11 protein-coding genes and 1 riboswitch are annotated in these 13,577 nt (G+C 70.3%); of the genes, 6 read left to right on the plus strand and 5 right to left on the minus strand.

Annotated features, from left to right (window positions below; all coding sequences use genetic code 11):
- Positions 1-15: 15 nt before the first annotated feature.
- The 4 genes from lptG to rsmA are packed head-to-tail and all read left to right on the plus strand — an operon-like array spanning position 16 to position 5,700.
- Entirely contained in the window at positions 16-1,104 is a 1,089-nt protein-coding gene (lptG, locus tag ASF58_RS19570; RefSeq protein WP_055956383.1) for an LPS export ABC transporter permease LptG, read from the plus strand.
- Positions 1,104-3,785 carry an LPS-assembly protein LptD gene (locus ASF58_RS19575; protein WP_055956386.1) on the plus strand — a complete coding sequence of 894 codons (2,682 nt, stop codon included), beginning with the start codon at positions 1,104-1,106 and terminating at the stop codon, positions 3,783-3,785. Before lptG ends, ASF58_RS19575 begins: the two co-directional genes overlap by 1 nt.
- A gap of 35 nt (positions 3,786-3,820) precedes the next feature.
- The gene (gene pdxA, locus ASF58_RS19580; RefSeq protein WP_055956389.1) at positions 3,821-4,843 is read left to right on the plus strand and encodes a 4-hydroxythreonine-4-phosphate dehydrogenase PdxA; all 1,023 of its coding nucleotides are present in this window, start codon (positions 3,821-3,823) and stop codon (positions 4,841-4,843) included.
- Positions 4,840-5,700 carry a 16S rRNA (adenine(1518)-N(6)/adenine(1519)-N(6))-dimethyltransferase RsmA gene (rsmA, locus tag ASF58_RS19585; RefSeq protein ID WP_055956392.1) on the plus strand — a complete coding sequence of 287 codons (861 nt, stop codon included), beginning with the start codon at positions 4,840-4,842 and terminating at the stop codon, positions 5,698-5,700. Before pdxA ends, rsmA begins: the two co-directional genes overlap by 4 nt.
- A gap of 98 nt (positions 5,701-5,798) precedes the next feature.
- On the opposite strand, the gene ASF58_RS19590 is transcribed toward rsmA, so the two are convergent.
- The 3 genes from ASF58_RS19590 to ASF58_RS19600 form a co-directional block, all read right to left on the minus strand.
- On the minus strand, positions 5,799-6,809 hold the full coding sequence (locus ASF58_RS19590) for a TIM44-like domain-containing protein (RefSeq protein WP_055956395.1): 1,011 nt from the start codon (positions 6,807-6,809) through the stop codon (positions 5,799-5,801).
- 115 nt (positions 6,810-6,924) lie between these two features.
- Entirely contained in the window at positions 6,925-8,040 is a 1,116-nt protein-coding gene (locus ASF58_RS19595) for an ATP-binding protein (RefSeq protein ID WP_055956398.1), read from the minus strand.
- Positions 8,041-8,127: 87 nt separating this feature from the next.
- Positions 8,128-8,760, minus strand: coding sequence for a helix-turn-helix transcriptional regulator (locus ASF58_RS19600; protein WP_055956401.1), 633 nt, complete (start codon positions 8,758-8,760; stop codon positions 8,128-8,130).
- A 218-nt stretch (positions 8,761-8,978) separates the two neighbouring features.
- Between ASF58_RS19600 and ASF58_RS19605 the strand changes: the two genes are divergently transcribed.
- Both ASF58_RS19605 and ASF58_RS19610 read left to right on the plus strand, forming a co-directional pair.
- Positions 8,979-9,353 (plus strand): DUF952 domain-containing protein, encoded by a 375-nt coding sequence (locus ASF58_RS19605; RefSeq protein WP_055956405.1) that lies wholly within the window; start codon positions 8,979-8,981, stop codon positions 9,351-9,353.
- Positions 9,350-10,429 (plus strand): quinone-dependent dihydroorotate dehydrogenase, encoded by a 1,080-nt coding sequence (locus ASF58_RS19610; RefSeq protein WP_055956408.1) that lies wholly within the window; start codon positions 9,350-9,352, stop codon positions 10,427-10,429. Before ASF58_RS19605 ends, ASF58_RS19610 begins: the two co-directional genes overlap by 4 nt.
- A 14-nt stretch (positions 10,430-10,443) precedes the next feature.
- Here ASF58_RS19610 and ASF58_RS19615 read toward each other — a convergent pair whose 3' ends face one another.
- Positions 10,444-12,462: a TonB-dependent receptor gene (locus ASF58_RS19615; protein ID WP_082513195.1), complete on the minus strand. Its 2,019-nt coding sequence runs from the start codon at positions 12,460-12,462 to the stop codon at positions 10,444-10,446.
- Positions 12,463-12,774: 312 nt separating this feature from the next.
- A riboswitch (cobalamin riboswitch) is annotated at positions 12,775-12,886 on the minus strand.
- Positions 12,887-12,962: 76 nt separating this feature from the next.
- Positions 12,963-13,301: a hypothetical protein gene (locus tag ASF58_RS19620; protein WP_244477404.1), complete on the minus strand. Its 339-nt coding sequence runs from the start codon at positions 13,299-13,301 to the stop codon at positions 12,963-12,965.
- Positions 13,302-13,577: the final 276 nt, after the last annotated feature.

Raw genomic sequence — 13,577 nt, forward strand, 5'->3', positions numbered from 1 at the left:
GGCGGAGCTGACGCCATGCTGATCGGCGCCACCCTCGGCCGCTACTTCGCGATGCGCTTCGTGCGCACGATCCTGGGCGTGTTCCTCACGGTCTTCACGCTCGTCTACACCCTGGACTTCGTCGAGCTCCTGCGTCGCGCCGGCGATGCCGAGGGCGCGTCCACAGGTTTGATGGCGCAGCTCTCGCTCTACCGCACCCCGGCGGTGGCCGAGGGCGTGCTGCCCTTCGCCATCCTGTTCGGCTCGATGGCCGCCCTGCTCCAGCTCTCACGCAAGCTCGAACTGGTGGTGGCCCGGGCCGCCGGCATCTCGGCCTGGCAGTTCCTGCAGCCGGGCGTGTTCGTCGCCCTCGCCATCGGGGCCTTCACCGTGGGGGTCTACAATCCGGTCTCGGCGCTGATGAAGCAGCGCTCCACCGAGATCGAGGCGAAGATCTTCTCGCGCTCGACCAAGGCCAATTCGGGCAAGGACCTCTGGATCCGCCAGCGCAGCCTCGACGGGCAGGCGATCATCCGGGCCGACACCGCGGTGGAGGGCACGACCACGCTGGCCGGCGTCTCGGTCTTCACCTTCGACGAGGCCGGCATCTTCACCGCGCAGATCGAGGCGGCCAAGGCCAGCCTCCACGACGGCTACTGGGAATTGAGCCAGGCCCGGGTGATGGCCAAGGGCCAGCCGGCCGAGAGCTTCGACACCTACCTGATCGCCTCGACGCTGGTGCCGTCCCAGGTGCGCCAGCGCTTCACGCCGCCGGAATCCGTGCCTTTCTGGCAACTGCCGGAGACCATTTCGCGCTTCGAGCGGGCCGGCCTCGATGCCACGCGGTACCGCCTGCAATACGACGTGCTGCTGGCCCGGCCTGTCCTGTTCCTGGCCATGGTGCTGGTGGCGGCCAGCGTTTCCTTAAGGTTCTTCCGCTTTGGTGGTGTCGGCAAACTGGTGCTGGGCGGCGTCGCGGCGGGGTTCGTGCTGTACGTCGCCCGACAGGTGCTGGAAGGCCTCGGTGCCTCGGGAATCGTGACGCCGGCTGTGGCGGCGTGGTTCCCGGCCGTGGTAGGGAGTCTCCTTGGTACGCTCACGCTTCTCTATCAGGAGGACGGCTGATGTCGGACTCGGTGGTGGCGAAGGGGCGCAAGCCTTGGCAGGAGTTGGGACTGGCGTTGCGTAAGGTCGCCGACATCACGTTGGCCACGGGGTTCGTGGTGCTGCTCACGGCCGTCGCCCCCGCGGCGCCCGGCGGGCAGGCGCTCGCCCAGGGTGTGCCCAAGACGGCTGCGGCGAAGTCGGCGGCAGGCAAGCCGGATTCAGGCAAACTGGATTCGGCCAAGCCGGCCGAGCGCCTCCTCGTGGAAGCCTCCGAGCTCGTCTACGACAACGACCGCAACACGGTGACGGCCCGCGGCAATGCCGAGCTGCATTACGGCCCGCGCACCCTGCAGGCCGACCGGGTGATCTACGACCGCAAGGTGAGCCGCGTCTTCGCCGAGGGCAACGTCCGCCTGACGGAGGCGTCGGGCGCCGTGGTCACCGGCTCCAAGATGGAGCTCACCGACGATTTCAAGAACGGCTTCATCGACGCGCTCCGGGTGCAGCAGAGCGTCGAGCTCAACGGGCAGACCGTCCGCACCCGCTTCTCGGCCCCCCGCGCCGAGCGGATCGAGGGCGACAGCACCAGCTTCGAATACGGCACCTACACCGCCTGCGAGCCGTGCAAGAACAATCCGGAGACGCCGCCGCTCTGGCAGATCCGCGCCACCAAGATCATCCACAACAACCAGACCCATACCGTCGCGTTCGAGGAATCGACCCTCGAGGTCGGCGGCATCCCGGTCGCCTACCTGCCGTATTTCGAGACCGCCGACCCGACGGTGAAGCGCAAGACCGGCTTCCTGACGCCGCGCTTCCTCACCTCGACGGCCCTGGGCTCCGGCCTCGCGACCCCGTTCTTCGTCAACCTGGCGCCGAACTACGACCTGACGCTGTCGCCGGCCTTCCTCAGCAACCAGGGCGTCCTCGGCCAGGCGGAGTTCCGCCATCGCCTGGAAACGGGCTCCTACAACCTGCGCCTCTCCGGCATCTTCCAGACCACGCCGAGCGCCTTCCTGCCCGGCCCGCTCGGCGCAGGCGACCGCGACTTCCGCGGCTCGGTGGAGTCGAAGGGCCAGTTCTACATCAACGACCGCTGGCGCACGGGCTGGGACATCGTCGGCGTCACCGACAAGTGGTTCCTCGACAACTACCGCATCCGCAACCAGAGCATCACGACGGACTACTTCCGTGAGGCCGTCTCGACGGCCTACCTGATCGGTCAGGGCGATCGCTCGTGGTTCGAGGCGCGGGGCTACTACTTCAAGGGCCTGTCGAGCTTCGACTGGCAGAAGGAGCAGCCCTTCGTCGCGCCGGTGATCGACTACGACAAGCGCATCAACGGGCCGGGCTTCCTCGGCGGCGAGGTGCGGTTCGAGGCCAACATCACCAGCCTGACCCGTCAGGCGACGGATTTCCAGGCGGTCCAGAGCCCGACGGCCTATCTGCAGACGCCGACGATCAACGGCAGGACCTACTACCTCTACGAGACCTGCACGTCCTTCTCGCGCGGCCAGTGCGTGATCCGGGGCCTCGCCGGCACGAACACCCGCGCCTCGGCCCAGCTCTCCTGGCGCCGCAGCTTCATCGACGACGTCGGCCAGGTCTTCACGCCCTTCGCCTACCTGCGCACGGACGCGTTCTTCGTCGACCCGCGCACCTCCGGCTACCAGAACGCCCTGTCCGCCAACATCGCGACGCAGGATGCGGACTTCTCGGGCCGGGTGCTGCCCGCCGTCGGCATCGACTACCGCTACCCGTTCGTCAGCAATTTCGGACCGCTGGGCGTGCACACGATCGAGCCGATCGCGCAGGTGATCGCGCGGCCGAGCGAGACCCATATCGGCCGCCTGCCGAACGAGGATGCCCAGAGCCTGATCTTCGACGACACCTCGCTGTTCGAGTGGGACAAGTTCTCGGGCTACGACCGGGTCGAGGGCGGCGTGCGCACCAATCTCGGCGCGCAGTACTCCGTCGTGACCCCGGCCGGCTGGTACGCGAACGTCATGTTCGGCGAGTCGATCCAGATCGCCGGCGTGAACTCGTTCCGCCGCGGCGATATCGCCAATGTGGGCCTCGATTCCGGCCTCGACACCCGGGCCTCGGACTTCGTCGGCCGGTTCCAGCTCTCGCCGAATCAGCACATCACCTTCATCACCCGCGGACGCTTCGATCACGCCGATCTCGGGGTGAACCGGGTCGAGACCGGGGTGATCGCCCGCCTCGCCCCCTTCGCGCCGATCGACCTCTCGGCGTTCTACTCCTACTACAAGGCCCAGCCGGCCCTCGGCTTCGCCAACCGCCGCGAGGGCATCACCGCCTCGGCCACCTATCACGTGACCCCGAACTGGTTCGTCACGGGCTCGGCCCTGGTGGACCTGTCGCACTACCTCGACGTGCGCGACAACTTCCAGACCGCCTACGCCTCCTACCTGGCGAACCCCGTCGGGGACGCCCCCGTCTACCGCAACCCGGGGCGCGCCTACCTGTCGGGCATGAGCATCGGCGGCGGCTACCAGGACGAGTGCACGACGGTGTCGGTCAACTACATCGTCTCGCCGGTGGCGGCCGCTCTCGGCACCAGCGAGCGCAACCGGACCGTCCTGCTCCGGCTCGAACTGAAGACCCTGGGCGAGGCGGATTTCCGCCAGAACCTGAACACGGCCATCACGGCCGACGGCATCTCGACGGTCCGCTGAGGCGGTCCACCCCTCGAACGACGCGGAGTGATGCGGTGAGCAGCCTGCACGGGCCGATCGCCCTCACACTCGGAGATCCGGCCGGCATCGGGCCGGAACTCGCCCTCATGGCCTGGCGCCTGCGGGATGCCGGTCCCGGCCTGCCGCCGTTCTTCCTGATCGGCGATCCCGCCTTCATCGAGCGGCGGGCGAGCGACTTGAACCTTCAGGTTCCCATCGCGGATGTCGGCCCGGACCTCGCCACCGAAGTCTTCGGGCGCGCCCTGCCGGTGATGGCCCTGCCGAGCGGCGCCGCGATCCACGCGGTGGCGGGTCGGCCCGATTCCGCCAATGCCGGTGCGACGCTGGAATCGATCACCACGGCGGTGACCCTCGTCCGTTCCGGGGCGGCGACCGCCCTCGTCACCAACCCGATCGCCAAGTACGTCCTGACGCAGGTCGGCTTCGCGCATCCGGGCCACACCGAGTTCCTGGCCGCCTGCGCGGTGGAGCCCGGCGAGACCCCGCCGCTCCCGGTGATGATGCTGTGGAGCGAGACCCTGGCGGTGGTCCCGGTGACGATCCACGTCGCCCTACGGCGGGTGCCCGACCTGCTGACGCAGGATCTCGTCCTGCGCACCGCCCGCATCGTGGCCGAGGACCTGCGCCGGCGCTTCGGCATCGCCCGGCCGCGCCTGGTGCTGTCCGGCCTCAACCCGCATGCGGGGGAGAACGCCACCATGGGCACGGAGGATCGCGACGTGCTGGAGCCCGCGGTGCTGCGATTGCAGAGCGAGGGCATCGACATCCGCGGGCCCCTGCCCGCCGACACCCTGTTCCATGCGCGGGCGCGGGAGACCTACGACGTGGCTCTGACGCCGACCCACGACCAGGCCCTGATCCCGATCAAGACCCTGGCCTTCGACGAGGGCGTGAACGTCACCCTCGGGTTGCCCTTCATCCGCACCTCGCCGGACCACGGCACCGCCTTCGACATCGCTGGCAAGGGCATCGCACGGCCCGACAGCCTGATGGCGGCGCTCCGCCTCGCCGCCCGTCTCGTGAAGGCCGGCGCGTGAGCGAGGACGGGAGCGTCAGCATCGACGGGTTGCCGCCCCTGCGGGAGGTGGTGCGCCGGCACGGCCTGGAGCCCAAGAAGGCGCTCGGACAGAACTTCCTGTTCGACCTCAACCTGACGGGGCGGATCGCCCGGTCGGCCGGACCACTCGCGGGCGTCACCGTCGTGGAGATCGGACCGGGCCCCGGCGGCCTGACCCGCGCGCTGCTGGCCGAGGGCGCCGCGCGGGTCATCGCCATCGAGCGCGATCCCCGAGCCCTCCCGGCGCTCGCCGAGATCGCCGCGCATTATCCGGGACGCCTCGAGGTGGTCGATGCCGACGCCCTGAACTTCGACCCGGTGCCGCTGATCGGCACGGGACCGGCGCGGATCGTCGCGAACCTGCCCTACAACATCGGCACACCCCTCCTCGTCGGCTGGCTCACCGGCGGGGCCTGGCCGCCCTGGTGGGATTCCCTGACGCTGATGTTCCAGCGCGAGGTCGCCGAGCGCATCGTCGCGGACGAGGACGACCGGGCGAATTACGGCCGCCTCGGCGTCCTCTGCGGCTGGCGCACGGAGGCCCACATCCTGTTTGACGTCGCGCCCTCGGCCTTCGTGCCGCCGCCGAAGGTGACGTCCTCCGTCGTCCGATTGACGCCCCGGCGCGCGCCCCTGCCCTGCTCGGTCCAGGCCCTCGAAGCGATCACCCGGGCGGCCTTCGGGCAGCGCCGCAAGATGCTGCGCCAGAGCCTCAAGGCGGCGGTCCCGGATCCCGCCCGGCTCCTGGAGGCCGCCGGCATTCCCGAGACCGCCCGGGCCGAGGAGGTCCCGGTCTCCGCCTTCGTGGCGATGGCCCAGGCCTACCGCCCCGTCTGAGCCCCCGGCTCGCCTCAGCCTCTCACGACGTGAAAAGGGCCGCGCGGATCTCTCCGCGCGGCCCTGTCTTTTCGATCGATACCGGGTGAAGCCGACCGTCAGCGACCCTGCTGGATCGCCGAGAGGACCCAGCGGCCGCCGCGCTCCCGCACGAAGGTCCAGAGCTCCACGGCCTCCGGTTCGCCGGTCTCGACGACGCGGTCGGTGCGGCGGTCGAGGGTCACGTCCTTGATGGCGTAGCGCATCGCCACCGTGGCGTACTCGGCATTGCCCTCGCCCCAGGACTCGGACAGGTCGCCCTGCAGCAGCTTCACGTCGGAGATCCGGTTGACGACGCCGCGTGCCTCGTTGGCGCGCAGCTCCTCGATGAAGTAGCCGGCCATCTCCGGGGTCGCGAGGTTGCGCAGCGCCGCGACGTCCTCACGGCCATAGGCCGCCTGCACGTCGTTGAGCGCGATCTCGAAGCTCTGGAAATCGCCCGGTCCGATCTGGACCGGACGCGCCTGCACCGGCTGGACCGGGGCGGGACCGCGCTGGCCGTTGCCGTAGCCGCCGCCCATCGGGGCGCCGCCGGGCGCACCACCCAGAGGCGCGCCACCCATCGGGCCCGGGTTGGCACCGGCGCCGTCGAGGGTCGAGCGGGACAGGCCGGCTGCGGCCGGCTGGCCCTGGCGCCGGCGGAACCAGCGGACGGCGAAGGATACCAGCAGGACGACGAGGCCGACCTGCAGGATCAGGCCGAGGAACGAGGCGATCCCGCCGAGGCCGCCGAAGAAGCCGCCGCCCAGGAGCGCGCCGAGCAGGCCGGCACCGAGCAGGCCGGCCATGAAGCCGCCGCCGAAGCGTCGGCCGGGCTGTGCGGCCGTGTTCATGCCGGGATTGCCCATGGCCGGGCCGGGCTGGGTCTGCGAGCGCTGGATCGGGGCCGGGGCGCCGGGCGCCGTGGTGGTGGCCGAGGGCGGCGCGTAGGTGCGCGAGCCGCGCGAACCCATGCCACCGCTGCTGCCGCTACCGGGACGCGCCTCGACGACGGGCGCGGCGAGAACCAGCGTCGCGGCGAGCGCGAGGATGGACGCCGCGCGCTTCCGGCGAGTGGTGGAGGTGAGCATGAAAACGCCTCTGGTGAACAACTGGGAAGTCCGGCGATGACGCCGCTCCTGATATGGTGACGTTCGCGCCGGAGTTTTAGTCCGCTGTTCTTGACAGAATCCTGTTGGATTCTCCTCAAAGCGCCGCGGGGAAGACCATCCGGACCGTGGCGCCCTCCCCGGGCTTCGAGTCGATCGACACCGTGCCGTTCTGGCGTTTCACCAGGCCGTGGACGATGGCGAGCCCGGCACCGCGGCCGGCCTCGCGGCTGGTGACGAAGGGCGCCAGGGCGCGGGCCGCCATCTCGGGGGACATGCCCTGGCCCTCGTCGGTCACCGTGATGCCGACGGCACCGTCCCCGGGCCGCTGAAGGGCGCGGTCCCCCGGGGGCACCGCGAAGGTCGCGATCACGATGCGCCCGGGGGCCGGCATGGCCTCGCAGGCATTGGCCACGATGTGGTTGAGGGCGAGTTCGATCTGCGTCGGGTTGCTGAGGCCGCAGGCGAGCCCCGGCGTGGTCCGGGTCTCCAGGGTGATCCGGGCCGGCAGTGTCGGGCCGATCCGGGCGCCGAACGCTTCGATGAGCTGGTTCAGGTCGACGGGGCGGACATCGGGCGCGATGCGGCGCGAGAAGGCGAGGAGTTGGCGGGTCAGCGTGGTGGCGCGCTCGGCCGCATCCGTGGAGCGGACGATGGCGCGCTGGATGAAGGGCTCGTCGCGGTCGCCCAGACGACGCTTCAGCCCGTCGATGTAGCCGATGAGGATTTGGAGGAAGTTGTTGAACTCGTGCGCCACGCTGTTGGTCAGCAGGCCCAGCGCCTCGCGCTGGCGGGAGAGCGCGAGGGCTCCCTCCGCGTCGTGGCGGCGGGTGACGTCCACGACCTGCGCGAGCCGGTAGGGGGTCTCCGGAACCGGGACGATGAAGACCTGCGCCCAGAAGGCCGCGCCGCCGCCCGGACGTGCCAGCACTTCGACGCCCTCGGGCGCCCCGTCGGCCAGGGCCGCCGCGAAGGTGGAGCCGGAATCCCGGTCGCCGCCGAGGCCGAGCCAGTCGTGCAGGTCGCCGTCGGAGGGCGCATCGGAAGGGCGCCGGACGAGGTCGCGGAGGGCGCGGTTGGCGATGAGGAGACGGCCGCCAGGCGCGTCGGGCGCCAGCAGCGCGGCCGGCACGGCCGAGGCGCTCAGCAATCGGGCGAGCCCGGCCTCAGGTGCGCTTTCCGCAGCGTGATCGTCCGTTCGGGGCAATGCCATGGCCTGTCCGCCGATCCGGGGCGCGCGGCCCCTCCGGCCTCAAGGCATAGCCGCAACCGGGGGAACGGCAAAGCTGCGCCGGAGATGCTACTGGCGCACCCACATCACCCGGCCGATCCAGGCAATATCGCTGACGTTGACGACCCGGTCCTCGTGCTCCGGGTTGAGCGAGGCGAGTTCGATGGTGCGCGCGGTCTTGCGCTTGAGTTCCTTGGCCAGCACCTCGCCGGCCACCAGCCGCACCACCACCCGGTCGCCTTTTCGGACCCCGGCCGTCGGCGAGACGATGAGCACGTCGCCGTCGCGGTAGAGCGGCGCCATCGAATCGCCCTGCACCTCCAGGGCGAAGGCGCGATCGTCGGCGAGATCCGGAAACTCGATCTCCTCCCAGCCGGGGCCGCCGGTGGGCATGCCCTCGTCGGTGAAGAGGCGCCCGGCGCCGGCCTGGGTCATGCCGATCAGCGGGATCATCGTGCGCGGCGGGCCGTCGCGCGCCTCGATCAGCCGGAGGAACTCGTCGAGGCTCGCCCCGGTGGCGGCGAGCACCTTGGAGACTGATTCGGTGGAGGGCCAGCGCTTGCGACCATCGGGGCCGATGCGCTTCGAGCGATTGAAGCTCGTCGCATCCAGTCCAGCGCGGCGCGCGAGACCGGACGCGGAGAATCCATGACGTTCCGCTAAGCGGTCGATTGCGGTCCAAATCTGTTCATGAGACAGCATCGAAAGCTCAAAGCGTATTACGGTTAAGACGTCCAGCCTAGAGTTAGGAAAGTAGAACTATTCTTCTCGGATAGCAATGGTGCGAAGGCTGCCAATCCGGCCCGCCGGGTCATCGTGAGGTCCTGGCAACTCATGACGTCAACTGAGTCCCTGAGGTTGCGGTTTCCGACGCTCCGGCGGCGTTTGATCGGCCCTGCGAAACCCGGTACGGAGCGGGCATGGCGCTCATCTACAAGATCTCCCCCCGGGCCCTCTGGCGCAGGGCCGAGGATATCGGCCGCTTCGAGGGCGCCCCGATCGACCGCAGCGACGGCTACATCCATTTCTCCACCGCCGCCCAGGTGGCCGAGACCGCGGCCCGTCACTTCGCCGGTGCCGAGGACCTCGTTCTCGTCGCCGTGGAGGCCGACGATCTCGGACCGGCCCTGCGATACGAACCGTCGCGGGGGGGCGATCTGTTCCCGCATCTCTACGCCGACCTGGACCTGAAGGCCGTCCGGTCGGTCAGCGACCTGCCCCTCGGGGCCGACGGACGCCACGTCTTCCCGGGTGATCTCGGCGCGGCAGCGATCGTCGAAGGACGCCCGGCATGATCGGCGCCCTCTTCCCCCTGGCCAAGCCCCTGCTGCATCGCCTCGATGCCGAGACGGCGCACAATCTCACGCTGCGCGGCCTCGCCGCGCTGCCCCCGCGCCGTCCGCCGGCCGACGATGCCCGCCTGGCCGTGGACGTCCTGGGCCGCCGCTTCCCCAATCCGGTCGGCCTCGCGGCGGGCTTCGACAAGGGCGCCGAGGTTCCCGACGCCCTGCTCGGGCTCGGCTTCGGCTTCGTCGAGGTCGGCGGCGTGGTTCCCATGGCCCAGCCGGGCAATCCCCGCCCCCGGGTCTTCCGGCTGACGCAGGACCGGGCGGTCATCAACCGCTTCGGCTTGAACAGCGAAGGCCTCGAGGTGGTGCGTGGGCGTCTCGCCGCCCGCCAGGGCCGGCCCGGACGCGTCGGCGTCAACATCGGCGCCAACAAGGAGTCGACCAACCGCCTCGCCGACTACGTGACCTGCACCCGTGCCCTGGCGCCGCTGGTGGATTTCGTCACCGTCAACGTCTCCTCGCCGAACACGCCCGGCCTGCGCGACCTCCAGGGCGAGGCCTTCCTCGACGAACTGCTCGCCCGTGTGGTCGAGGCGCGGGACGCGACCCATCCGGCCACCGCCATCCTGCTGAAGATCGCGCCCGACATCACCCTCAACGCCCTCGACGCGATGACGGCCACGGCCCTGCGGCGCGGCGTCCAGGGTCTGGTCGTGTCCAACACCACCATCGCCCGCCCCGAGACCCTGCGCGAGGCGAGCCTCGCCCGCGAGACCGGCGGGCTCTCCGGCCGGCCGCTCTTCGCCGCGGCGACCCGTCTCCTCGCGGAGACCTACCTCCGGGTCGGCGGAAAGCTCCCCCTGGTCGGCGTCGGCGGCATCGACTCGGCGGAGGCCGCCTGGACCAAGATCCGGGCCGGCGCCAGCCTGCTGCAGCTCTACTCGAGCCTCGTCTACGCCGGCCCCGGCCTGATCCCCGAGATCAAGGCCGGGCTGGTGCAGCGGATGAAGGCCGAGGGCGCGCCACAGCTCGCGCCCCTGGTCGGGCGCGATGCCATCGCGCTGGCGAAGCTGACGGGCTGACGGGTGCGCGGGGCCTAGAACCGCCCCGCCAGGGTCAGGCGCAGAGCGGTCGGCTCGACGGGGTGGATGTGCCGGTCCGCGACGCCGTCCGCCGCCTCGCCGGGCAGGCGCGAGGCGTAGAAGTAGGTGATCTGGTCGGCCTTGGCGTTGGTCAGGTTCAGGACGTCGAGGGACAGGCTGACCCCGTTGTCGAAATTGTAGCCAACCCGGCCGTTCACGAGTGCGGTCGGGCGCGAGCGCACGGAATTGTCCTCGATCAGCGGCCGCGGCCCGAAGTAGCGCAGGCGCATCGATCCGAACCAGCCCGGCCCCTCGCCGACGGTGAACCCGGCCGAGGCGATGGTGGTCGGCGCCTCCGGGACCCGGTCGCCGACGGGGTCGCGGTCGGCGAAGCGCGCATGGGTCACCGTCAGGTCCCCCTCGAGGGAGAGCCAGGGCGTCACCGCGTAGCGGTTGGTCCACTCGATGCCGAAGCGGCGGGTGGGACGGCTCGGCTCGGTGGTGCCGCTGTCGCCCTGGAACAGGTTCTCGGACGCGAAATCGAGCTGGAACAGCGTCACGGCCGTCTCCAGCCCGGCTATGCTGCGGTTGCGCAGGCCGATCTCCGATCCCGTCGAGGGCACCAGGAAGGGCGACCGGCTGATGGTGAACAGGGGGCTGGTCGGATCCACCGTGGCGGTGACGCCGCGGGCGTCGTTCGAGTGGAAGCCGCCGCCGTAGTTCACGAACAGCTCGGTGTCGAACCACGGGCCCAGCACGAGGCCAAGCTTCGGGTTGACGATGCTGTCGCGCGCCGTGCCGGAATTCGCCGCCGTATCGGACACCACGTCGGCGTAATAGGTATCGGCGCGGAAGCCGACGCTGGTGCGCAGCCAGTCGGTCCAGCGCAGGCGGTTCTCGTAGTAGAACGCTCCACTTGCCTCCAGCACCCGGTCGTCCAGGACCGTCGAGCGGTACTGCCGGTTCGTGGTGTTGAACAGGCCGACCCGGATGCTGTCGGTGCGGGTCTGGAGGCCGATCTCGTTCTCCATGGCCACGCCGAACAGGCTGCCCTGGACGGTATGGCTGACCTCCCCGCCGCCGAGCACGCGGCTGTCGCGCTGGCGGAACTGGTCGCCGTTCACCGGATCGTTGAGGAAGTAGGTGAAGTCGTTGAACAGGTTCATGCCGTAGCGGATGACGTAGGCGCTCGCCCGGGTGATCCCGGCGTCGCTCGTCCGGCTCCAGCGGCCCGAGAGGGAGAAGCGGCCGGTGTCGCCGCCATCGGTGGGATTCAGGGAGCCGAAGCGGCCGATCAGGCCTTCCGCCACCGCCCGCTCGGGGATCTGGTTGGTGGCGTTCCACCTGGCCCAGTAGGCCATTCCCGTCAGCGCGAAGCCGTCGAGGGCCGTCCCCTGGCTGTAGCGCACGACGGCGTTGAGCTTGGCGAGGCGGTCCGGCACGTCCCAGGGGCCGTCATAGGTCTGGGCCTCGCCGGCCACGAGCAGACGGCCTTCGCCGAGGGGCGCGGAGGCGATGCTGAGGGCGCGCTTGTAGCCGAAGCTGCCGAGCGAGGTCAGCGCGAGGTTGCGCTCCACCGTGTCGAGATAGTCGATCCGCACCGAGCCGGCCGAGGCGAAGTCGCCGTCGCGGACGAAGTACGGCCCCTTGTGGAACGCCACCGCGCCGACGAGCTCGGGAATCAGGAAGTTGAGATCGGCATAGCCCTGGCCGTGGGCGTGGGTGCGCATGTTCACCGGCATGCCGTCCACCGCGATGGCGATGTCGGTGCCGTGGTCGAGGTTGAACCCGCGCAGGAAGAACTGATTGGCCTTCCCCTCCCCGGAATGTTGGGTGACGATGAGGCCGGGCACGCTCTCCAGCACCTCGCCGGGCCGGGTGATCGGCCGGCTGTTCAGCGCCGCACCCGAGATCACGCCGGCGCTCGCCGCATCGACGGTCCGGAGGCCGCCGCCGATGCCGGTGACGCCGCCGACATACCCCGCATTGGCGGCCGGCCCACGCCCGCCGCCCGCCGGTGCCTCCGCGGTCACGGACAACTCGGCGAGATCCGCCTGCGCGCTCTGGGCGTCGGCGTCGGGAATCCCGGCGCCGTAGGGGGCGAGACCGGCGCAGGCGGCGAGGAGCCAGGATCGGCGGGAAAGCCGTGAACGGCGAAACGCGCGAAAACGCCGAGACGATCGAGAACGAGAGGGCGAACGAGAACGTGAGGGCGAACAAAAATCAGAGGACGACATGGGACCTCGGGCGACGTCGGTGGCACGTCACCGCGAACGAGGCCGGCGCGGATGCCATGCGGCATCCACCCCCGACACCCACCAGGACACCCCGCCCGATGCGTTTCGCGTGTGACCACGACTGACGGCAGGTCTCCTGGCTCGCGGGTCACCGCCGCTCGCCCTCACCGCGTTCCCTTTTGATCCTCGATAAAGAGGAACCGTCGGGGGTCAGGAGGCCCGATCGGCGGCTGCGGCGTCAATGGCCGCGGCGGGTTTTCAGGCCGGTGTGCCCGGCAGGCGACAGGGGCCGGGCGTCAGCGCCGTCCCTCCGGTTTCCGGGACGGCTCGCGCCCCTCCGGTTTCCGGGACGGCTCGCGCCGGTGGCCCGTCCCAGCCAGCACGGCGCCGCCGGCCGCCAGGCCGAGGAGGATCCACTTCAGGGGAAGCCGTTCCGCGCCCTCGCTGCGCTGGGGCTCGGTCACCATGTGACCCGGCGGTAGTTCCACGCCGGGCTTTCCGTAGGCCTGAGCGTCGGCGATCTGCTCGGCGGACACGGCCCATTCGGCCCCCATCTGCCGATCATGCGCCATCACCGCGAGGCCGACCGCGAGAGCGACGGCCGCCGCCGCGAAGATCCTCACCGGCGTCTTCATCTCCCGCGCTCCCGCCTGCCACGCGTCCCCGCCGCGATCCGGGGCGAGGGTTAGGCGATCAGCCGGCCCTCCGCCAGAGCGCGGCCCTCGGGATCGAGCACCTGATGTTTCGCATCGCGGCCTGGAACGGTTTTAACCCACTCTTCATCGGCTCTGCAAAAAACGCATGGTACCCCTAACGGCATGACTGGCCTGCGTTTTCACGCGATTGAGCGCGAACGGTGCATCGCGATATCGCTGAAGCGAGACTGCTCCGCTTCGCGACCGATCGTCGGC

The sequence above is a fragment of the Methylobacterium sp. Leaf125 genome (assembly GCF_001423085.1).
Lineage (GTDB): Bacteria > Pseudomonadota > Alphaproteobacteria > Rhizobiales > Beijerinckiaceae > Methylobacterium.

Coding starts and splice junctions, on each gene's coding strand:
- lptG (WP_055956383.1), top strand. CDS start 16: ATGCTGATCGGCGCCACCCTCGGCCGCTACTTCGCGATGCGCTTCGTG.
- ASF58_RS19575 (WP_055956386.1), top strand. CDS start 1,104: ATGTCGGACTCGGTGGTGGCGAAGGGGCGCAAGCCTTGGCAGGAGTTG.
- ASF58_RS19590 (WP_055956395.1), bottom strand. CDS start 6,809: ATGCTCACCTCCACCACTCGCCGGAAGCGCGCGGCGTCCATCCTCGCG.
- ASF58_RS19595 (WP_055956398.1), bottom strand. CDS start 8,040: ATGGCATTGCCCCGAACGGACGATCACGCTGCGGAAAGCGCACCTGAG.
- ASF58_RS19600 (WP_055956401.1), bottom strand. CDS start 8,760: ATGCTGTCTCATGAACAGATTTGGACCGCAATCGACCGCTTAGCGGAA.
- ASF58_RS19605 (WP_055956405.1), top strand. CDS start 8,979: ATGGCGCTCATCTACAAGATCTCCCCCCGGGCCCTCTGGCGCAGGGCC.
- ASF58_RS19610 (WP_055956408.1), top strand. CDS start 9,350: ATGATCGGCGCCCTCTTCCCCCTGGCCAAGCCCCTGCTGCATCGCCTC.
- ASF58_RS19620 (WP_244477404.1), bottom strand. CDS start 13,301: ATGAAGACGCCGGTGAGGATCTTCGCGGCGGCGGCCGTCGCTCTCGCG.